The following is a 19,955-nucleotide window of genomic DNA, read 5'->3' as shown; positions in this document are numbered from 1 at the left end:
GCTTGATTAATTACTTCAACGTCACCCTAAGCTGTTCCTTTGCATCGATCGGGTTGCCAGCCGAAATACTTTGCGCACTGACGTAGCCCGTCCCGTTAGTAGTCAGTTTCAAGCCAGTCAAGCTTGCAAAATCAGCCACCTCGCTGGCTGACCAGCCCGTTAAGTTCGGCATGTACATCTGACCATTTGTCACCAGAATGACCCGTTGACTGTCCGTCAGAACCGTACCGGCCGAAACCGACTGCTTAACCACCCGAGAGCCCTTACCAACCGTAACCGGTTGCGCCTTTAGCTTCTTGGCCGCCGTCGTTGCTGCTGAGATTGACTGACCAGTTAAATCAGTCATCCGGACGGTTGCCGACCGCGTTTCACTTGCTTTTTGCTCATCAAGGGCCCGCTTCATGACCGTGTTAAAAATTTCAGCCATCACTTCCGACGCCGAGTTACCGTTTAAAGTGGGTTGTTTCATTGTAATGTACATAATATACTTTGGATTTTTAGCAGGGGCCATCCCCACTACGGAATACAGGTACGAATCATCTCCAGTTTCATAGGTACTCCCGTTACTAACTTGTGCCGTCCCGGTCTTCGCAGCAATCCGGTAACCCTTAATCTGATAAGCGTTCCCGGTTCCGTAAGACTTATAAACTACGTCTTCCATGTGCTTAAGGACCGCCTTAGAAGTTTTCGCCGAGACGGGTTCCCCAACGACCTTCGATTGAGCGCGGTAAACCGTCTTGTTCGTATCTGGGTTCTTTATTTTCGACACAAAATAGGGCTGTAACATCTTACCACGATTAGCAATTGCCGTGAAGCCACGGAGCATTTGCATCGCCGTAACTTGAATCCCCTGCCCAAAGGAAGTATCCGCCTGTTCAATGGGATACGTAAACTGAATTGACCCGGTTTGTTCATTGGCTAACCCACTGTTCGTACTCGTTCGCAGGCCAAACCGTTTAATATACTTCAACCAAGTCTTGGACCCCATTGTCTGCTCCAAGTGGGCCATAGCGACGTTACTTGAAAGCGCAAACCCCTTGGCGTAGGTAATGTTGCCCCAACCGTTAGTATTCCAATCGGGAACGATTTTATTGCCAATCTTATACTGCCCGGTTGGCACGGTCACGTTAGCGTCGTAATTACCACTATCAATGGCCGCACCCATGGTAAAGACTTTCATTGTCGAGCCGGGCTCGTAAGTGTCCTCAACCAGCAGATTGCGCCACATCTTGCTGAGTCCCTTCTTATTTTGCGCGTTGAAGGTCGGCTGTTGTGCCGTTGCCAAAATTGCACCGGTCTTAGCGTTCATCAAGGTCGCCGTCATCGACTTGGGATTAACCTGCTCCGCGACCGCGTTCATTTTGGTTTCCAAAAGCGTTTGAAGCTTACTATCCAAGGTCGTATAGACGTCGTTCCCGTTCTTGACTTTCTTCCCGGGCTTCACGTCGCCCTGATAGCCGGACTTGGTGATTGTCTTACGACCATCCGTTCCGGAAAGTTGCTTATTAAACGCTAGCTCCAGTCCCATCGATCCCTTTAAGGTCGACTGGCTCGTTTCAGTATTCGTTTTTGACGTTGTTAACCCAATCAAGTGGGATGAAAACTGTCCGTTCGGATAAAGACGCGCTTCCGACTCGGTAAAGTGCAACCCACTGACGTGTTGCGCATCAATTTTCTCTTTGGTCGTGAGGGAAATATTTTTTCCGGCCGCGCCAAACTCAATTTGGAACTTTCCCGCTCCGTCTTTCAAAGCTGCTAGCGCCTTTTTATAACTAATCGGCAAGTACTTCGATAAGACCTTGGCCGCGCGTTGCTTATCCTTAACGTACAGCGCCTTACCGTTGGCGTTTTTTTGATTTTTGGCCATAATGGCGTAAACCGTATAGGTACTAGTATCTTCCGCAATGGCTTCACCGTTTGCCGTATAAATCGTCCCCCGTTTAGCCGCAATTCGCTGATCCTGAGTGTACAACTTAGTCGTTGCGTTAACCAAGTTGACCCCGTTTGCGTGCCGCACGATGGCGATATACGAAAAACGAATGATCAAAACGGTAAAAATCAGTATCGCTCCTAAAAATAGCCATTGGCCAAAAATTCTACGATTTTGTTTTGGTGACCGTTTCGAAGTCATTCGTTGTTTGCGTTTATTCATTTGTAAACATTCCTTATGTTACCGTTGTTAAGCGATAAACCGTACTTCTTTGCCACTTTATTTAGGCGGCTACGGCTCGAAAGTTCACTAATCTCCTGCTTAGCAGAAGTGTTACTAGCCTCAACTTTCGTAACCTTGGTTTGCACCGTTTGTAGGCGATTTTGCGAATTACCAATGGCAATATTAGTCGAAACTAACATTAATGCCAAACTGAAAACAATTAAACTCAATCCCACGCACAGGCATTTTTCGAACTTCGAAAATGGGACCCGTTGCGTTTTAATTGCCGGATTGGGGTTAACCGCGGTGCTATGTACCGGGTTGTCAGTTGCACGGGGAGTTGCTTGGGGCAGCTCCCGTGCCAATCCATTCTGGGCCATTCTAATCACTCCTTAACATTTTCGCTTAATTTAGTTGCATTTTTGGTGGTTGTACTAGCGTAGCCGTTCAATGGCCCGGAGTTTGGCACTCCGCGCCCGGCGGTTAGCCGTAACTTCCGTTTCGCTTGGCACAATTGGTTTGCGGTTGACCAGCCGGTAATCCGGCTGCAATTCATCCGGAATCACCGGTAAACCTGGCGGTAATTCTGGTAGCGCACTGTGTTCCTTGAAAATCGTTTTAACAAGCCGGTCTTCCAACGATTGGAACGTAATCACGCTCACCCGCCCAGCGGGGGCAATTAGCGCAACCGCCTGCTCCAGCGAAGTCTCTAAGACCCCTAACTCGTTGTTCACTGCAATCCGAATCGCCTGAAAGACCCGCTTAGCAGGATGGCCACCGGTTCGACGAGCGCGGGCTGGAATTGCCGCTTTAATGACGTCAACGAGCTGACCGGTCGTCACAATGGGACTCACCTGGCGTTGCCGTTCAATTGCCCGGGCAACCTGCTTGGAAAACTTTTCTTCCCCGTAACGGTAGAAAATTCGAACGAGGTCCGCGTAATCCCAAGTATTAACGACCGTCTGGGCGGTCAACGCTTGGGTTTGGTCCATCCGCATATCCAAAGGCGCATCGTGTTGATATGAGAACCCCCGGGCTGCATCGTCAAACTGGGGTGAAGAAACCCCTAGGTCGTAAACGACCCCGTCGACCTGCGTAATTCCCCGTTCGGTTAAGGCCGTTTTCAAATTCGCAAAGTTGCTTTTAATGAAACTGACGCGACCCTGTTCAAGGTACGTCGCTAAATTACTTTGATTATAGTCAATTGCCGTCTGGTCCTGATCAAAACTAAACAGGTGCCCGTCCGGTCCTAACTGCTTCAATATTTCTCGTGAGTGCCCCCCACCACCAAGCGTACAATCCACGTAAATTCCATCCGGGCGGATGTTTAACGCGTCAATGGCTTCGTGTAGGAGTACCGTCGTGTGTTCAAATTCTGGCACGGGGCGCCTCCCTTCCCATTAAATCCTTATCAATTAAAAATCAATCAAATTTTCAGCAAGATCATCGAAGTTTTCGGCGGTCGTCGTTTCAAAGGCTTGCCACTTAGCGGCACTCCAAATTTCAAACCGATCCGAAACCCCCACAATCACACACTTTTTTTCTAATTTTGCGTATTGACGCAGGTTCGCGGGAATCATGACCCGCCCCTGCTTATCTAACTCACACTCCGCTGCCGCGGCATAAAAGAAACGGACGAACGCCCGCGCATCCTTTTTAGTGAGTGGTAAATCGTCTAATTGCGCTTGCAACGTGGTCCACCGCGCTTGCGGATAGCCAAAAATGCAGCCGTCCATCCCACGGGTGATCACAAACTGCGCACCTAACAAATCACGGAACTTAGCGGGGATGATTAAACGACCTTTCGCATCCAAAGTGTGTTCAAATTCACCAAAGAACATCTTCGAAGCCACAGTCAATCAACCCCTTTCATTAAACATAATTTAAGTCTACCACACGCCCCCACTTCCTACCACATCGATTTGTTACTTTTCCAAATTGTTAACAAAATGTCAAAAAAAGCCCCACCTGACCTTGATTCGTCAAGTGGGGCCTAGTGGGGACAGTTTTTAAGTTATCCGTTTTAATTGAGTAGTAAGTGGAAGCCTAACGCCATGAGATAGATCAAAATCGTCATCAAGTCAACGCCCCGCCAATAGAACTTGAAGAAGCGCCCGTAAAGGATTTCGCCTCGATTAAGTGCCTCTAGCAGGGTCAACCCGATGCCTAAAATCATTAACGACATGACTTCGTACGGCAATAACGAACTGTCCGTTGTTTGTAACGTTAAGTGGTGCGTAAAATAGAGTAACAACGGCGGCCAAAAATCAACTAAGTACAGTCGACGTGGCCACCAGCGTTGGAGAAGCCGTTTTAAGCCCATCAAAACAACCGAAACGGCCGCTAACAGGACGACTTCACCATACCAAGTGGTCAGTAGCTCTTTCATGAATTTCCCTCCCAGAGTACCGCTTCATTATAAAGATTACGACGGCCGTTTTCAATTAGATTCAAGTCCAGCGTGGCAATTCACTATCGAAATCAAGGCGTCTTTTGGGAGCGATGATTGAAAAAAAAGTCATTCCACGGTAAACTATGAAGGAATTACTCGAAAAGTGTGGTGCAAAGTAATAGCATGAAGAAGAAAAAAACAACCTTTCAAAAAATCACCATGGTCATTATCTGGTTAATGATTATTTCAACCATCGGCTCACTCGTGCTCACGGCCTTATCCGGATTAGGATTACTGACGTTCGGCTAACCCCAGCTAGCACCCATGGTCAAATGTGACAAATCACAAAATCCGCTACCATCCAGTTAACATCGGACGGTAGCGGATTTTTGATTCACAATTTACATTGTTAGTTAGGAACGGTATTTACCGAATAACGGTCAACCGCACCCCCCTAAGCACCATCATGCTCGGAATCAGCTTCGTCCGCGGCCGGTTGCCGGTAAACCTTCCGGGGTTTACTCCCCTCAGAAGGCCCGACGACCCCGCGTTCTTCCATCTCATCAACAATCCGGGCTGCGCGGTTATAACCAATTCGGAAGCGGCGCTGTAACATCGACACGCTAGCTGATTGTTGCGCCGTGACCAGCTCAACCGCCTCAGCGTAGTATTCATCTTCACCATCCCGCGGATCACCGCTAGCGCCTTCTTCAGTTTCTTCATCTTTGACTAACATACTGTCATCGTAATCAGCCGTTTGTTGTGCCTTGATGAAGTTCACCACTTCTTCAACGTCATGATCTGAAATGTAGGCACCTTGGACCCGCAACGGCTTATTCATCCCCATTGGCTGGTACAGCATGTCCCCGCGACCCAGTAGTTTTTCGGCCCCGTTACTATCAATGATTGTTCGCGAATCCGTCCCACTTGAAACGGCAAACGCCATGCGGGACGGGACGTTGGCTTTGATCAAGCCGGTAATAACGTCAACCGAAGGGCGCTGAGTCGCCAAAATCATGTGAATTCCGGCCGCCCGGGCCATTTGCCCCAAGCGAATGATGGCGTCTTCGACTTCACTCGACGTAACCATCATCAAGTCGGCCAATTCATCCACGATGACCACAATGTACGGCAGAACCGGTCGGTCCAGTCCGTCAGCTGCATTTTGCTCACGAACATACTCGTTATACCCCTGCATATTCCGTTGCTTGGAATCAGCAAACAATTCGTAGCGCCGTTCCATTTCAGCTACGACCTTATGCAGGGCCCGGGCCGCCTTCTTGGGTTCGGTGACCACCGGGGTCAGTAAGTGCGGAATCCCGTTATAGACGCCCAACTCGACCTTCTTCGGATCAATCAACATAAACTTGACCTGGTTCGGCTTCGTATTCATCAACAACCCGGTAATCATCACGTTAATCGCGACCGACTTCCCACTCCCGGTGGAACCCGCAATTAGTAAGTGCGGCATTTTTGCTAGGTCGGCCATCACTAAGTTGCCGGAAACGTCGCGCCCTAAAGGTACGGCCAACGGCTTCTTTGGGTGTGGTGGCTGGGCTTCAACAATGTCGCGGAAGGAAACCGTCGAAATTTGCTTATTCGGCACTTCAATCCCAATCAGTGACTTACCAGGAATCGGAGCTTCAATCCGTAAATCCTTCGCCGCGAGCGCTAAGGCCAAATCATCGGCTAAGTTCACCACTTTGCTAACTTTGACTCCCACCGCCGGATGGAGTTCGTACTTCGTAACGGACGGGCCTAAGCTAACGTTTTTAACTTCAACTTTGACCCCAAAACTCGCCAGCGTAGTCGTCAGCTTCTCCGAGTTGCTTTCAATCGTGGCGTACTCCGCACTTTGGTCAGTCTTAGGAATCTTTGTCAGTAAGGTCGAAGCCGGTAACTGGTAATCCGACTCGTCACTCACCGCCGTGCCCTGTAACTCAGCTTCATCCGCCGCCTGACTCGCAGTTGCCGCGGCACTCGCCTCCTGTTCACTCGCCACAGTAATGGCGGGGGCCTTTTTTGGCGGTGTCGCTTGACTAGCCGGGGCCGGGGCGCTTGACTGAACCGGCGCAGCCGCGGCGCTCATCGGAGCTGCGGGCTGGTTTGACGCTGAAGTGGCCTGTGAAGTAGGCTGTTCAGCCGCCGCGTTAGCCCGCACTTGCTGATGCACGCGCCACCGGGCCACTTGCACGCGAATCGCGTGCCCTAAGTGTTCCCCAGCAACCCGTAGTCGCTGACCAATCGTAATCAGCACTTGCCGTAACCCCTGCATGGTTTGGTGAAACGGTAAGTTAAATAAAATGAAAACCCCGGCAATCAATACCAGAATGGCAATCAACACCGTACCAACGTTTGCAAACAGCGGGTAGGTCACGCTATAAACGGCGGCCCCCACGAGACCACCGCCAAGGTCACTCGCCATTCCGCCCTTCGCAAAGTCTGTTTTAATCAGTTCCTTCGTAATTGTCCAAAAATGGGTGTGCCGATTCAATAAGTTGAACGTCGGAATTTCTAATAATAATAGATAGCTCAGAAAAATCAGGTTGCCCCCGGTCCACCAGCGCCAGGTCAGGCGCGGCCAGCGGCCAAAAATCATTAAGTAAACCATGATCAGCGCCGTAATCACGGCAAAGATCATGTACGCGTTGCCGGCAATTGCTCGGAAAAACTCCGCAAAAAACATCCCGACTAAGCCGACGCGTAAAAAGGCCAGAATCGTGACGAGTAACCCCACTAGCCCAATGATGTTGCCCGTCATTTGCCGTTTTGCGGCGGCTGCCGGACGCCGCTTGCGAGTACTGGTTCGGCGTTTTTTAGTTGTTGCTTGCTTGCGCGCCACGCTCGCTTCATCCTCTCTTCGTAAAGTCCGCGCAATTTCATAATAACTGCGCGGCTGGTCGCTTTCATTATACCAAACCTACGTTCGTTATAAACCCGTGCCGTCAAAAAACGTGCCCCGCCTAGTCGTCGTAGTCAGTGCACGCGCTTTCGTTACTTTAATTTATCGTTGTCGTACAGGTGCGCCCGCTCCAAATTTGGAAATTGTTGTTGCCGGAGCGCCTCATAAATGACGATGGCGGCTGAATTAGATAAGTTCAACGCCCGAATATGTGAATCATCCTGGGGAATCCGAATCGCCTTTTCTGGGTAACGACGCATAAACGGTTCGGGGAGCCCGGTCGTTTCCTTCCCAAACAGGAAGTAGTGGTCCTTGGTAGTATCGTGGTAATCAACGTCGGTGTAATCATGCGTCGCAAATTTTGAGACGATGTAAAGTTGGTCTAAGTCCGGGATGCTGGCCAAGAAATCCTGCAAGTCGGCGTGGTAAGTAATGTCCACACTATCCCAGTAATCGAGGCCGGCCCGCTTGAGGTGCTTATCATCAACCTTAAAGCCCAGCGGCTCGATCAAGTGTAACGCCGTATCCGTGCCGGCACACGTCCGGGCGATGTTGCCGGTATTGGCCGGCATTAATGGTTCAAACAGTGCGATGTGGTTTGTCAATGCAATCTTCCTTTGAATTTAGTATCGGTACCCTTTATCATACCATGCGAGCCGCTAAACAGCTAACAAATCCCGATGAGAACAGATTGTTCGCTTTCCTAACTTAACTTTCTTATACTAAGGCCGTAGTTCAAATTAAATGGAGGGTTTTGCAGATGAAAATTATGATTATTGGTGCAACTGGAATGGCCGGCTCCGCCATCACCAAAATGGCCCTAAACCGCGGTCACGAAGTTTTGGCGATTGGTCGTTCCGCCGACAAATTAGCAGCGTTACCAACCGATGCTAAACTCACGACCCAGGCGCTTGACGCATTCAAGCTCACTAAAGCGGACCTCGCAGCCGTTGACGTCGTGGTCGACGCCATGGCCTGCCCACCCGACCAAGCATACTTACACGTGGACCTGGCGACACACTTGGTCGCCCTAACCCGGGGAACTGATCAACCCCGCCTCGTCTTTATTTTAGGTGCGGGTAGCCTAACGACCGGAGCGGACCAGCACCTGTTCGTGCACGACATTGAAAGTGATCCGGCGAACGACGCCTTCGTTGCCGTTCCTCAAAATCAATTGGCAGAATTGACCTTTTTACGGACCGTTAATAACGTCAACTGGGTCGGGATTTCACCTTCTGCAGACTTCCACGCTGGTGACGCAACTAAGGCGCTCCTTGGCACCGACGAGTTACTCGTCAACGCGGCGGGCGATTCCGTTACGACCAGCGGTACCATGGCGGTTGCGGTTCTTGACGAAATTGAGCAACCGCAACATCATCAAACCCGCTTTACCGTAGCTAATCAATAACTCAAAGTAACCATCAGCACCGTCACTCCATTCGGAATGATGGTGCTTTTTTGACGCCTCAAATTGGCAGTGGCCCAGATGAATCCCCATCCATTTTTAATTAATTTATTATCAAAACATGCTAAACTTGCTACCTAATTATTAATTTCGTAGAAAGTTGGGATTTCATGCAGCCCCGTTTATCGACTCGTAATTTAATTTTTATCGGTACCATGCTCTTTGGCTTATTTTTTGGCGCCGGTAACCTTATTTTTCCAATTTACCTTGGTCAACAAGCCGGTCACCACGTCGGTGCCGCCGTCATCGGCCTACTGATCACCGGGATTGGTTTGCCACTGCTCGGCGTTATTGGGATGGGCCTCACCCGGAGTAACGGGGTGTTTGACCTCGCTAGTCGCGTCAGCCGGCCATACGCCTACGGTTTCACCGTCATTCTCTACTTCACGCTTGGACCGCTCTTCGCCATGCCGCGCCTCGCTACGACTGCTTTTCAAATTGGCCTCGCGCCCTTCATTCGCAGTGCGCAGCAGCCGCTTGCGTTACTAATTTTTTCAATTAGTTTCTTCTTACTGACCTGGGGGTTGGCTCGTAATCCGGGTAAAATCATGACCTACGTCGGTAAGTGGCTAACACCGCTGTTCTTAATTTTACTCGGCGCACTCATTTTGATGGCGCTCATTCACCCGATGGGCAACCTCAGTAGCGCGGCCCGTGGGAGCTACGCCACTAGTCCGGTCATGACTGGCTTTACCGAGGGCTATAACACCATGGACGCACTAGCTTCGTTGGCCTTTGGCATCGTCGTGATTGACGCCACCCGCAACCTCGGCGTCACCGATCCCGGCCAGATCGCAACCGACACGATTAAAGCCGGCATCATCAGTATGACCTTAATGGGGGTCATTTACGCGCTCCTCGCCGTTGTCGGGGCCCTGAGTCTCGGTCAGTTTGCTCCCGCAAGTAACGGTGGCGTGACCCTCGCGCAAATTGCCAACTACTACTTCGGGGCTTTTGGCAACGTTTTGCTGGCGCTCCTCGTCATCATCGCCTGCCTGAAAACGGCGATTGGCCTGACATCCGCGTTCGGTGATACTGGTCACGAGCTGTTTCCTAAGCTGAGTTACCCGCTAGTGATCACTGTCGCTTGCCTGTTACCGGCAATTTTAGCAAACGTTGGCCTCACGCAACTCATTAACTACTCCACACCGGTGCTCATGACTCTGTACCCGCTAGCCATCGTTTTGATCCTGCTAGCCTGCCTAGCACCCTGGATCGGCATGTCGCGCTGGCTGTACGGACTAACGACCGCCTGGACACTGATTCCAGCCCTACTAGCTGGCATTAACGCGTTACCGACCGCTTGGACCCACGCGTCCTGGCTACAAGCGCTGATCGCCGCCAACAACTGGCTGCCGCTCGCTAGTTTGGGGCTCGGCTGGAGCGTTCCCGCGTTGATTGGTTTCTTAATGGGCCTGACCGTCAGTCACTGGACGCGCACGCGCGCCAACCACGCTTAACCGCAACCAGTCGAAAACCCGCTACCAACATCCGTTTAGGGATGTTGATAGCGGGTTTTTTGCATATTATCTACTAGGGCGGTTCGCAATGGCAGCGCTTCCGACATGTAACTAAAAAAACGTAGTATTTCGGTGTGGGCACGGCGAAACGCTACGTTAATGAAGTACAACTCGGTAGCCACCAACGACGTTAATCGATGTTAACTACCAAACGATTTCTCAAAAGATATCTTAACACCGCCAATATCATGATGCAAGCTGTTTTGGTCAGCTTTTTTGGCTAATTAGTAAACTAACGTCAACTGTAATCGTTTTCAGCCCCCGAGCCCGGGCTGACGCCAATTGAGCAGGTTGAGCCCCCCAGTGTAACGGGGTCATGACTAACAAGTCGTCAAAGGCAATCTGGTCTAAAGCGACTTGGTAACGAATTCGCTGGCGGCGAGCTTGCGGATAATGTTGGCTAAATAAGTCTAAAACGCGCTGATTATCGTAGTGGTACTGGCGCTCGTCCGGTGTAAACAGTAGGTGCCGTAATTCAATTAAGTATTCGGGATTCGGGACCACCTTTAATAACTGTCCACCCGGTTCAAGGACCCGCTCAAACTCCGCGTAAGCCGATGGCGAAAAAACGTCCATGATGGCGGTAAAGGCACCGTCCGTAAACGGTAGCTGGGCCAAGTCCGCCACGCAGAAATAGGCGCTGGTTGGGAGTTGGGTGGCCAAGTTAACGCCGGCCTTACTAATATCAAACCCAATCCCCACGTCCTGCGGTTGATTGTGACTTGCCAACAACTCCGCTAACGGGGTCCCCTCACCACTCCCAATATCTAAAATCCGCTGGGAGGTTGGGGGTAACTGCTCATTAATTGCCGTTACGATGGGTGTAAAGAAGCCCGCCTGCAGGACCCGTCGTCGGGCTGCTAACATGTCCGCGTCATATTCGGTTTGGACCTGATGAGTTAAAAAATACAAACTCCCCTTCTTTGAAAAGTCCAGCTGATGGCCGTTCGGGCAAACCAGACTATGGCCGTCAATCGCCGCGTAAGGTTGTTCACAAACTAGGCAGCGAAAGCGGGCCAAGTTTGCCCGGACAAACGCGATGCCCCGATCAATTTTTTTCACAAGTCAATCCTCCGTTTAATCAAGTGCCCCCATCATACCATACGTGCACTGCCGGCAGACAAAATAATCGAAATTATGCCAGCAATATGCTATCTTAAATAACGTTCTAAAAACTTACTAATTTTGTCCAAATTGATTTGCAACCATAACACACCACATTCGGTTTGAAGGGAGCACTCATTTATGGCCAAAAAGTCCAAAATTGCTAAGGAACGCAAGATCGAAGCCACCGTCGCCCGTTACGCTGAACGGCGCGCTGCCCTAAAGGCGGCCGGCGATTACGCTGGGTTAGCTAAGCTACCCCGCAACGCCTCACCCGTTCGGATTCACCGGCGCGACCAGCTCGATGGTCGGCCCCACGCTTACCTCCGTAAGTTTGGGATGTCCCGCCTAAACTTTCGGCGCTTAGCACACGCCGGTCAAATTCCCGGCGTCAAAAAAGCAAGCTGGTAATGTAACCAGTCGCACTCTAAGGGCTCATTTACATTTAACGAGCGTGTGTCAAAAGTCAGTTAGCTGGAAACATGAACAGCTATGACTAATGGCGCATCCGCACATTCAAAAATAAACCGATGATCGCAGCCCAAACTGCGGTCATCGGTTTTTGCGTTTCTAGCGTTAATCAATAATAATCAATCATCTGAGGCTCTGTACCGATTGGTGTTGAAATTGCCGCCAGCAGCGGGTGTAACCGGGTGGCTGGAACACTGCGGGCATCGATTTGAGCTCACTCAGAAACCCACTGAGCAATCTCAAATTCGAGCCTTATTCTAAGCCGGAAGAACAACACTTCCGGCTTAGAATAATTTCGCAGTTGAGCCATGGTTACACCCGCTACTGGCTAGACTGGTTTTTATATTGAGTTTTTCGGGTGACTCTGATAAGTCACAATTAATGCAGATAATCCTGCAGAATGGTTACTAAATATAGTGTAACCTTGCTTGCTATTTCGCTAATCACAACGAACTAATTGAAAATTCAATTGGCGACCTTCTTAGCAGATCAACACCAAATATCATAGACCCTCATTTGATGACGACTCCGACTCAGACGCGCCCGGCGTCTTAGTTGTCTGCGGCGCCGCTTGCGCTTGCGGTTGGGGGGCCGTTTCATCCGGATACAACCCCGACTGGTGGCGATACCACGCAAACAAGTGCGTCCACAGTACCTTCAAAATGGCGTAGCCCGGAATCCCAAAAATCACACCCATTAGGCCAAAGATTTTACCGGCCGCTAACAGGACGATCAAAATCGTGACCGGGTGAATGGCCAAACTACTCCCCAAAACCAGCGGTGAAATAATTCGGCCTTCAATGGTTTGCTCAATCACGAAGACAATCATGACTTGGACGAGCATCCAGGGCGAAGTCACGAGGGCAATCACGACCGACGGGACCATCGCTAAAAATGACCCCAGGTACGGAATCAAGTTTAACACGCCCGCCGCAATTCCAAGCGTCAGCGCAAACTTTAAACCGATGATACTGTAGCCGACCGCAAACATGACCGCCACGAAAAAGGCGACCGTCAACTGGCCACGAATATAGTTACTAACCTGACTATTGATTTCCGTTAATACTTGTAAAAAACTGGTACGGCCATTTGTCGGCACAAACTTTGCCAAGTATTTCGGTAACTGGTGGCCATCGCGCAATAAATAGAACAAAATAAACGGCATCGTGACTAATCCAATTAAAATCGTCGTCACGGTACTGAAAACGCTCGTAATTGACGAGACCGTGCCAGTTAAATACTTCGAAAAGCGGCCGCTCAATAACTCACTAACGTCGGTGTTCCACTGCTCGAGTTGCTCGCGCAAGCCGCTCAGTTCCGGCTCATTCATCCACTTATTGACTTCATGGGTCGCGTTCTGCCAGTACGTCGGCCAATCATTGATAATTGAGAGCGTCTGTTGGCGAATCGTCGGAATGATGGCGACGATGCCTAAAACAAGCAGTCCTAAAATAATGACGAACAGGCCAATAATCGTCCACGTCCGGCGTACGTGGTAGCGGCGCTCCAGCAAATCAACTAGCGGGTTCATTAGATAATACAACACCCCAGCCAAAATGATGGGTAAACCGACAATGCTGATAAATTGTCGGACCGGGTTCATCAGCCAGCTGACCTGCCGACCAAGGAAGATGATCGCCAGCAAGAGCAAAATGACTATTAGGATTCGAATCGTTTTCCGGCTACTAAACCGGCTTTGATTTGAATGAGTTTTCAACTAACCACTCCGTTTCTAAATTTGATACTTGATCACGCTGCCAACGTGAACTTGGGGGAACGTGCTAGGAGCTAGATAGATGCCATTTTCCAGGGGCTTGGCCGGTACTGGCCGGAAATACAAGGTCGCGTGCCCAATGGAGGCTAAGTTTGTGGCCACTAATTGGCCCGCGTAGTTGACGGTGTACTCCTGATCATCGATACTGATTTGGCTGCCCGCGGTTAGGTTAATCGCCGTCAGCGGTGCGTCAAATTGCTGAATAACGGCAATTGCTTGTAAATCCGGCGTAGCCGTCTGATCAAATAAAACTAAAATTGGGTCCTGCGCGTCGAGGGCCTTTTCACCAATCGACTGAACCGTAGCTGTTATTATCATGATTGTTATCCCCATTCATTGATTAGTTAAATTTCTAATTGCATTTATTGTAGCATAGCGGGCTTTCACCATGCCAATTTGTCATCGCTTCCACACCGGGCAATTATGCTATACTGAAACTATCTTCAAAGGAGGATTCTGCTTATGCAAGAACGGGTATTATTTGGAACCTACACAAAAAAAACGAGTCAGGGCATTTACTGGGGAACCCTCGACACGACAGCGAAAACTTTAACCAACGACGGTTTAATTGCTTCAACCGCAAACCCCACGTACTTGGCGGTCTCTGCTAAAGACCGCCTTTATAGTGTTGATAAGCGTGACGACCAAGGCGGCATCGCCGCTTGGCAACTCTCCGACCAGGGGGCGAAGCGGCTTAACGAAGTTGTTTCGCCCGGAACGCCCCCGGCCTACGTGGCGGTGGATGAAGCCCGTCAACTCGTTTATAGCGCTAACTACCATAAGGGCACGGCCGAAGTGCTGCAAATTGCGTCGAACGGTGAACTTAAGTTAACGGACGTCGTCACTTATACCGGCCACGGTCCGCGGCCTGAACAGACCGAAGCCCACATTCACTACACCGACTTGACGCCGGATAACCGGTTGGCGGTCGTTGACCTTGGAAGCGATAAAGTGTACGTTGAAAACATCAGTCAGACCGGTAAATTAAGCCGGCAGTCCTGTTTGACCATGGCCCCCGGCTTTGGTCCCCGGCACCTCGTCTTTTCACCGGACGGTCAGTTCGCTTTCCTTGCTGGTGAACTATCTAGTCAGATCGCAACGTTACGCTACGATGCTGCCACTGGTAGTTTTGAACAACTCAGCGTGGTTGCCACCATTCCGGCCGACTATCACGACCATAACGGTGCGGCCGCTATCCGCTTAAGTCGCGACGGCCGCTTCCTGTACGTATCGAACCGCGGCTATAACACCCTAGCCGTTTTCAAAGTAGCCGCGGACGGTCAATTGACCTTAATTCAACAAATTAGTACGGCCGGTGACTTTCCACGGGACTTTGACCTCGACCCGACCGAGGAATTCGTGGTCGTCGTTAACCAAAATACTGACAATGCGACTTTATATACACGCGACGTCACGAGTGGTAAACTCAATATTTGCCAACAAGACGTCTCCGTACCAGAAGGCGTCTGTGTTCGATTTTATTAATAAAGGATGAAACGCATGCTATTAAAAGAAGTTGCCCTTGAAAACTATACCGATATTCCCGCCGCAATTGCGGCTGGTGCTAACCGCATCGAATTAAACGATAACCTGGCTGTGGGTGGAACCACCGTCTCCCGGGGTGTCATGGCTGAAGCCGCGAAGTACACGCAAGAGCACGGAGTCACCCTCGTAACGATGATTCGACCGCGCGGTGGAAACTTCGTTTATAACGACACTGAACTAAAAATCATGGAGGCCGACTTACTGCAGGCCCAATCATTAGGCGTCGACGGGGTTGCATTCGGTGCCTTAAAGGCCGATGGTCAGCTCGATACCGAAGCCCTTGAGCTATTAATTGGAGCGGCGGGCGGCATGAGCGTTACCTTCCACATGGCCTTTGATGCCATTCCCGAAGCGCACCAGGCGGCGGCAATCGACTGGCTCGTCGACCACGACGTCGATCGGATTTTAACCCATGGTGGGCCACTTAGCCAACCAATCACCGCTTGTTTGCCCCACCTCAAGCAAATTAACCAATTAGCCGCTGGGCGAATTCAAATTCTCCCCGGTGGTGGCGTGACCGCAGCCAACGTTGACGCAATTACCACTGAACTTGGCGTTCAACAGGCCCACGGTACCAAAATTATTGACTTTTAATTGAACCAGCCTTCCCGCAAATTCGCTCTGGGCGCGTTTGCGGGATTTTTTATGCAACCTAACGTTGCTTTGGTATTACGGTTTTAACGGGCTCTATGATATGTGTTGCTAAGTTGGTAGCAATTGAATTTTCAATCAGTTTGCTGTAACTATCAAAATAAGCAAATAAGCCTACCCTAAACTTAATTAAGTAACCGTTCTGCGGAATCACCCCATTAATTGCGGTTTACTAATGTAGCCCATGGAACCCAGTCTAAGAACCAGTCTAGCCAGCAGCGGGTGGACCAATGGCTCGAATCGATGCCCACAGTGTTTTAGCCACCCGGTTACCCCCGTTGCTGGCGGCAATCTTAACATCGATCAGTACAGAATCTGTTAATAACGTCAAAGTGCCCCACTAGTATTAGATAAAAATCTAACCACTAGGGGGCACTTTTTTCGATGTTCGGTGTTTTTCAGGCCACCGTTAATAACTTAGTTTAGAACGGCCGCTCAAAATTGGCGGCTTGGCGAGTTTTAATCAGGTTCGCCAGATCCGCTGGTAACGGTGCAAAGTTCGTTAGCCAGCGCTCCTGAAACGGATCAAAGAAACTCAACTGCATACAATGCAGCGCCTGGCGCGTCATTAACGGATCGGCCGGGCCAGCGTACAGCGCATCCCCCACTAACGGGTGTCCGGCCGCCGCAAAGTGGACGCGAATTTGGTGGGTACGCCCACTATGCAACTGAACGCGAACGACCGTCATGTTGGTTAGGCGTTTAACGACCCAGTATTCGGTCAAGGATGGTTTCCCAGTGGGCGTCACCATCCGCTTAATAAACGAATCAGGCGCCCGTCCAATCGGTGAATCCAACCAACCGTGGTCGGCGTCAATCCGGCCGGCAACGACGGCCAAATAAATTTTACGCATACTATGCGCCTTGAGTTGGTGATCAATGATTGAATGCGCAAAGTGGTGCTTCGCAAATAAAACAATCCCACTCGTATCCCGGTCTAAACGGGTCGTAATGTGCACCACTTCGTTTGCGTACCCCTGCTGGCGGTAGTAGCCCTTGACCCGGTTCGCTAACGTCGTATCTGGCAGCGCGTGGGCGGGGACCGACGCAACCCCGGCTGGTTTGTTCACGACCAGGTAATCCCGGTCCTCATAAACCACGTTAATGGGTAAGGTTGAAACACCGAGATGGTCATTGCCAATTTCCGGCGGCGTTACCATCGTGACCGTCTCACCACCCGTCAGCATGTGAATCGCTAAAACCGGCTGGTGATCGACCAAAATCGCGCCACCATGAAACTTCACTTTTTTTAACAGGCTCCGCGTTACCCCGTGCTGGGTTAATAAGGTTTTAACTTTCATCGGCTCCTGTGCGTCATTGTGCCACGTGAATTTCATTGCTCGTCCAACCCAATGAAGGACGTTTCAACCCGTTTCCAGAAACGGTTATGGCGGTGCTGTGCAAACGCGATCCGCCGGTTAGCAATTGAGTAACAAATTTGTTTGATTGGGCGCGGTTGGGTGTTTAATTGATCAGCCGTAAAGAGAAAGTTTGACTGCTGTTGCGGTCGAATCGTAATTGTTTCATACGGGGCGACAATTACCGGCGACCCCAACGTCCGAAACACCCGGTTATTGATGGAAGCAATCTCAGCCATCTGCAGCGCATCCAACCGGGGGTGAATAACCGCTCCCCCAACCGACTTGTTATAAGCCGTGGACCCGGTCGGCGTCGAAACGCAGAGCCCGTCGCCCCGAAAACGCTCAAAAAGCTCGTCTTGAATGAAGACGTCCGCCACCATAGTACTCCCCAACTTCTTTAAAGTTGATTCGTTCAAAGCCAAATACGTATCCGTGTCGCCATTATCCGCGTAAGTAATTTCAACTGACAATAGCGGATAAGTCACACTTTGGCCATTATCTTGTTGTAAACCGGCCACCAACTGGTCAATTTCATAATCACGCCAGTCCGTATAAAAACCGAGGTGACCCGTATGCACCCCGACAAACCGAACCTGATCAACCATGTGGCTGTAATGATGAAAAGCAGAAAGCAACGTACCGTCACCGCCGACTGAGAGGACAATGTCCGGATGCTGATCATCAATTTCAAAGCCGGCCGCTACCAATTTTGTATGTAACTCGGTCGCAACCTGCGTCGTTTTCGAACTAGAATTGGCATAAATCGTAACTTTCATCTATTTTTGCTCTTCCTTTGTTTCGGCGGCTTCATCGCTATTAGCGCCCTTCCCGTATGAAAATAGGCTCTGGGCTTCCTGAATTTCTTCGCGAATCTCCGACATTTCTTTATCCAAACTAAAGGCGGCTTCGGCAGCCCGCTGTAATCGTTGACTTAAATTTTCTGGAAAATCCCCCTGATACTTGTAATTGAGCGAATGTTCAATCGTTGCCCAGAAGTTCATTGCCAGGGTCCGAACTTGGATTTCGGCTAAAATTTTCTTTTCACCGCCAACCAATTGAACGGGGTATTCAATCACAATGTGGTACGAACGATAACCGGACGGCTTTTCATTGCTGATGTAATCCCGCTCTTCAAGAATCGTCATGTCCGTTCGTTTGCGCAACAAATCAACAACCTGATAAATGTCCTCTACAAACTGGCACATAATCCGCAAACCGGCAATATCTTGCATATCCTGCTCAAGCCGGTCTTCTTGAACCTTCCGCCGGACCATCTTTTCTTTAATGCTATCGACAGGTTTGACCCGGCCGGTCACGAATTCAATTGGTTCGTGCTGATTTAGATCCCGAAATTGTTTCCGCATTCCCCGTAACTTGACCTTCAATTCATCAACGGCTTGTTGATAAGGTAATAAAAAATGGTTCCAATCTTCCATCGGGGCACCTCCGTTTCAATCCATACCATAAAATTTTACCATAATTTGCCAGAATAAAAAGCAATCATCCCCTGGTTCAGTAATTAAGATTAACAACCGCTTCAAAAGAGCGCTTACGAACAAATTACTTTACGAATATCTAAAATCGGTGCATGATACGTTTTGAGGGTTCAAATGAAAGAACAATTTTTATTTATTTTTATATGAATATATTTATGGAATTAAAAGCTTGCAAATACCCATAATGATTTGGTATTCTGCACTATGATGCGAATAGAGAAAGTGGAGGAATCATGACGTGTTAGAAGTGTATTTATTTGTGAATCCGTTAGCGACCCAGTGCGTTCGTGACGAACAGAACGTACTACGGTTGGCCAATGATTCAGATAAACAAATTCAATTTCAATTCGTACCGTTGTTAAATATCAACGTCGTTTCACGCGCACTTAAATGCCAAGGCATTCAAGCCAGTAATTGGCAGGCGCAAAATAAACAATCGCAAACTTTGTACCGGGTTATTTTAGATTACAAGGCGGCCTTATTCCAAGGTAAGAAACGCGGACGGAACTTTTTAATTGCGCTACAGGCGGCCATGCTAAAGGCCCAACAACGTTACTCAGAAGCACTCGTTAAACAAGTGGCTCAGGATTGTCAAATCGATCTCGACATGTTCATGGAAGACCGCGATAGCCAGTTGGCGAAACAGGCGTTCCAAGCTGATCAACGGCTAGCCTCCGAAATGAACATCACCGAAGCGTCTTCGGCCGTGGTTTTTGATTGCGATCGCTACGATTACGGTGTCTTGTTAGAACATTTCAATTACACGACCCTGCTTGATCTGGTCAATGGTCAACTGGATCCATTCCACGAAGTAACTCGTCAGGCTAGCGCTAACGCTGGCTCAACAACTGCTCAGTTACACGTGTTATAAACCTGTTTTTGCAATTATTCGAACGTGTTTCAATTGCAGGTTACTTCGAAACTGGTAATCATCCGTGATTACTGGTTTTTTTGTGCTTCCAATCAAATTGAAGACCTGTCCTAATTGGTGTCGCTATTGTCTAGCCCGCGCTAGCGGCAAACTAAAGGCGGCCCCTAATTCAATGGCTCTGTGTCAACCGGTGTTGATTTGTACTTTTATGAGGTTCCAATTCACTTACGAATTGGGGCCTTTTTTTCAAC

21 protein-coding genes are annotated in these 19,955 nt (G+C 49.7%); 7 read left to right on the top strand and 14 right to left on the bottom strand.

What is annotated here, in order from left to right; all coding sequences use genetic code 11:
- Positions 1–10: 10 nt before the first annotated feature.
- The 5 genes from FFM79_RS11790 to FFM79_RS11770 form a co-directional block, all read right to left on the bottom strand.
- Positions 11–2,152: a penicillin-binding transpeptidase domain-containing protein gene (locus FFM79_RS11790; protein ID WP_137643684.1), complete on the bottom strand. Its 2,142-nt coding sequence runs from the start codon at positions 2,150–2,152 to the stop codon at positions 11–13.
- Positions 2,149–2,532, bottom strand: a complete 384-nt coding sequence (gene ftsL / locus FFM79_RS11785) for a cell division protein FtsL (RefSeq protein WP_170177462.1) — start codon at positions 2,530–2,532, stop codon at positions 2,149–2,151. Before ftsL ends, FFM79_RS11790 begins: the two co-directional genes overlap by 4 nt.
- A 54-nt stretch (positions 2,533–2,586) precedes the next feature.
- Positions 2,587–3,534 carry a 16S rRNA (cytosine(1402)-N(4))-methyltransferase RsmH gene (gene rsmH / locus FFM79_RS11780; RefSeq protein WP_137643682.1) on the bottom strand — a complete coding sequence of 316 codons (948 nt, stop codon included), beginning with the start codon at positions 3,532–3,534 and terminating at the stop codon, positions 2,587–2,589.
- A 33-nt stretch (positions 3,535–3,567) separates the two neighbouring features.
- Complete coding sequence (mraZ, locus tag FFM79_RS11775; RefSeq protein ID WP_137643702.1) at positions 3,568–3,993, bottom strand: division/cell wall cluster transcriptional repressor MraZ; 426 nt, start codon at positions 3,991–3,993, stop codon at positions 3,568–3,570.
- A 182-nt stretch (positions 3,994–4,175) separates the two neighbouring features.
- Entirely contained in the window at positions 4,176–4,541 is a 366-nt protein-coding gene (locus FFM79_RS11770) for a DUF3397 domain-containing protein (RefSeq protein ID WP_137643681.1), read from the bottom strand.
- Positions 4,542–4,727: 186 nt separating this feature from the next.
- Between FFM79_RS11770 and FFM79_RS11765 the strand changes: the two genes are divergently transcribed.
- Positions 4,728–4,853, top strand: coding sequence for a DUF4044 domain-containing protein (locus tag FFM79_RS11765; protein ID WP_137643680.1), 126 nt, complete (start codon positions 4,728–4,730; stop codon positions 4,851–4,853).
- Between the two features lie 145 nt (positions 4,854–4,998).
- On the opposite strand, the gene FFM79_RS11760 is transcribed toward FFM79_RS11765, so the two are convergent.
- Positions 4,999–7,386: a DNA translocase FtsK gene (locus FFM79_RS11760; RefSeq protein WP_137643679.1), complete on the bottom strand. Its 2,388-nt coding sequence runs from the start codon at positions 7,384–7,386 to the stop codon at positions 4,999–5,001.
- A 152-nt stretch (positions 7,387–7,538) separates the two neighbouring features.
- Positions 7,539–8,051 carry a tRNA (cytidine(34)-2'-O)-methyltransferase gene (locus FFM79_RS11755; protein ID WP_137643678.1) on the bottom strand — a complete coding sequence of 171 codons (513 nt, stop codon included), beginning with the start codon at positions 8,049–8,051 and terminating at the stop codon, positions 7,539–7,541.
- Between the two features lie 155 nt (positions 8,052–8,206).
- Between FFM79_RS11755 and FFM79_RS11750 the strand changes: the two genes are divergently transcribed.
- Both FFM79_RS11750 and brnQ read left to right on the top strand, forming a co-directional pair.
- Positions 8,207–8,854, top strand: a complete 648-nt coding sequence (locus tag FFM79_RS11750; protein ID WP_137643677.1) for an NAD(P)-dependent oxidoreductase — start codon at positions 8,207–8,209, stop codon at positions 8,852–8,854.
- Positions 8,855–9,021: 167 nt separating this feature from the next.
- A complete protein-coding gene (gene brnQ, locus FFM79_RS11745; protein WP_137643676.1) occupies positions 9,022–10,371 on the top strand; it encodes a branched-chain amino acid transport system II carrier protein in 1,350 nt (449 codons plus the stop codon).
- 267 nt (positions 10,372–10,638) lie between these two features.
- On the opposite strand, the gene FFM79_RS11740 is transcribed toward brnQ, so the two are convergent.
- Entirely contained in the window at positions 10,639–11,493 is an 855-nt protein-coding gene (locus FFM79_RS11740) for a methyltransferase domain-containing protein (RefSeq protein ID WP_137643675.1), read from the bottom strand.
- A gap of 183 nt (positions 11,494–11,676) precedes the next feature.
- Between FFM79_RS11740 and rpsN the strand changes: the two genes are divergently transcribed.
- Positions 11,677–11,946 carry a 30S ribosomal protein S14 gene (rpsN, locus tag FFM79_RS11735; protein ID WP_137643674.1) on the top strand — a complete coding sequence of 90 codons (270 nt, stop codon included), beginning with the start codon at positions 11,677–11,679 and terminating at the stop codon, positions 11,944–11,946.
- A 562-nt stretch (positions 11,947–12,508) separates the two neighbouring features.
- Here the strand turns inward: rpsN and FFM79_RS11730 are convergent.
- Positions 12,509–13,723 carry an AI-2E family transporter gene (locus FFM79_RS11730; protein ID WP_137643673.1) on the bottom strand — a complete coding sequence of 405 codons (1,215 nt, stop codon included), beginning with the start codon at positions 13,721–13,723 and terminating at the stop codon, positions 12,509–12,511.
- A gap of 15 nt (positions 13,724–13,738) precedes the next feature.
- On the bottom strand, positions 13,739–14,098 hold the full coding sequence (locus FFM79_RS11725) for a PTS glucitol/sorbitol transporter subunit IIA (RefSeq protein ID WP_137643672.1): 360 nt from the start codon (positions 14,096–14,098) through the stop codon (positions 13,739–13,741).
- Between the two features lie 144 nt (positions 14,099–14,242).
- On the opposite strand from FFM79_RS11725, the gene FFM79_RS11720 reads away from it, so the two are divergent.
- Together FFM79_RS11720 and FFM79_RS11715 are read left to right on the top strand one after the other, a co-directional pair.
- Complete coding sequence (locus tag FFM79_RS11720; RefSeq protein ID WP_137643671.1) at positions 14,243–15,265, top strand: lactonase family protein; 1,023 nt, start codon at positions 14,243–14,245, stop codon at positions 15,263–15,265.
- A 15-nt stretch (positions 15,266–15,280) separates the two neighbouring features.
- On the top strand, positions 15,281–15,919 hold the full coding sequence (locus FFM79_RS11715; protein WP_137643670.1) for a copper homeostasis protein CutC: 639 nt from the start codon (positions 15,281–15,283) through the stop codon (positions 15,917–15,919).
- Between the two features lie 265 nt (positions 15,920–16,184).
- On the opposite strand, the gene FFM79_RS12825 is transcribed toward FFM79_RS11715, so the two are convergent.
- The 4 genes from FFM79_RS12825 to yjbM form a co-directional block, all read right to left on the bottom strand.
- Complete coding sequence (locus FFM79_RS12825; RefSeq protein ID WP_263854458.1) at positions 16,185–16,307, bottom strand: hypothetical protein; 123 nt, start codon at positions 16,305–16,307, stop codon at positions 16,185–16,187.
- A 91-nt stretch (positions 16,308–16,398) separates the two neighbouring features.
- Positions 16,399–17,313 carry an RluA family pseudouridine synthase gene (locus tag FFM79_RS11710; protein WP_137643669.1) on the bottom strand — a complete coding sequence of 305 codons (915 nt, stop codon included), beginning with the start codon at positions 17,311–17,313 and terminating at the stop codon, positions 16,399–16,401.
- Positions 17,310–18,113 carry an NAD kinase gene (locus tag FFM79_RS11705; RefSeq protein ID WP_137643668.1) on the bottom strand — a complete coding sequence of 268 codons (804 nt, stop codon included), beginning with the start codon at positions 18,111–18,113 and terminating at the stop codon, positions 17,310–17,312. The genes FFM79_RS11710 and FFM79_RS11705 overlap by 4 nt, the downstream gene beginning before the upstream one ends.
- Positions 18,114–18,773: a GTP diphosphokinase gene (gene yjbM, locus FFM79_RS11700; protein ID WP_137643667.1), complete on the bottom strand. Its 660-nt coding sequence runs from the start codon at positions 18,771–18,773 to the stop codon at positions 18,114–18,116.
- A 298-nt stretch (positions 18,774–19,071) separates the two neighbouring features.
- On the opposite strand from yjbM, the gene FFM79_RS11695 reads away from it, so the two are divergent.
- Entirely contained in the window at positions 19,072–19,704 is a 633-nt protein-coding gene (locus tag FFM79_RS11695) for a DsbA family protein (RefSeq protein WP_137643666.1), read from the top strand.
- Positions 19,705–19,955: the final 251 nt, after the last annotated feature.

The sequence above is a fragment of the Lactiplantibacillus modestisalitolerans genome, assembly GCF_005405425.1.
Classification (GTDB): Bacteria; Bacillota; Bacilli; order Lactobacillales; family Lactobacillaceae; genus Lactiplantibacillus; species Lactiplantibacillus modestisalitolerans.
This window is presented reverse-complemented; position numbering and strand designations above follow the sequence as displayed.

Excerpts from the sequence above, each read along its gene's own strand:
- FFM79_RS11790 (WP_137643684.1), bottom strand. The coding sequence starts at position 2,152 with ATGAATAAACGCAAACAACGAATGACTTCGAAACGGTCACCAAAACAA.
- ftsL (WP_170177462.1), bottom strand. The coding sequence starts at position 2,532 with ATGGCCCAGAATGGATTGGCACGGGAGCTGCCCCAAGCAACTCCCCGT.
- mraZ (WP_137643702.1), bottom strand. The coding sequence starts at position 3,993 with ATGTTCTTTGGTGAATTTGAACACACTTTGGATGCGAAAGGTCGTTTA.
- FFM79_RS11770 (WP_137643681.1), bottom strand. The coding sequence starts at position 4,541 with ATGAAAGAGCTACTGACCACTTGGTATGGTGAAGTCGTCCTGTTAGCG.
- FFM79_RS11765 (WP_137643680.1), top strand. The coding sequence starts at position 4,728 with ATGAAGAAGAAAAAAACAACCTTTCAAAAAATCACCATGGTCATTATC.
- FFM79_RS11750 (WP_137643677.1), top strand. The coding sequence starts at position 8,207 with ATGAAAATTATGATTATTGGTGCAACTGGAATGGCCGGCTCCGCCATC.
- brnQ (WP_137643676.1), top strand. The coding sequence starts at position 9,022 with ATGCAGCCCCGTTTATCGACTCGTAATTTAATTTTTATCGGTACCATG.
- rpsN (WP_137643674.1), top strand. The coding sequence starts at position 11,677 with ATGGCCAAAAAGTCCAAAATTGCTAAGGAACGCAAGATCGAAGCCACC.
- FFM79_RS11725 (WP_137643672.1), bottom strand. The coding sequence starts at position 14,098 with ATGATAATAACAGCTACGGTTCAGTCGATTGGTGAAAAGGCCCTCGAC.
- FFM79_RS11720 (WP_137643671.1), top strand. The coding sequence starts at position 14,243 with ATGCAAGAACGGGTATTATTTGGAACCTACACAAAAAAAACGAGTCAG.
- FFM79_RS11715 (WP_137643670.1), top strand. The coding sequence starts at position 15,281 with ATGCTATTAAAAGAAGTTGCCCTTGAAAACTATACCGATATTCCCGCC.
- FFM79_RS11710 (WP_137643669.1), bottom strand. The coding sequence starts at position 17,313 with ATGAAATTCACGTGGCACAATGACGCACAGGAGCCGATGAAAGTTAAA.
- FFM79_RS11705 (WP_137643668.1), bottom strand. The coding sequence starts at position 18,113 with ATGAAAGTTACGATTTATGCCAATTCTAGTTCGAAAACGACGCAGGTT.
- yjbM (WP_137643667.1), bottom strand. The coding sequence starts at position 18,773 with ATGGAAGATTGGAACCATTTTTTATTACCTTATCAACAAGCCGTTGAT.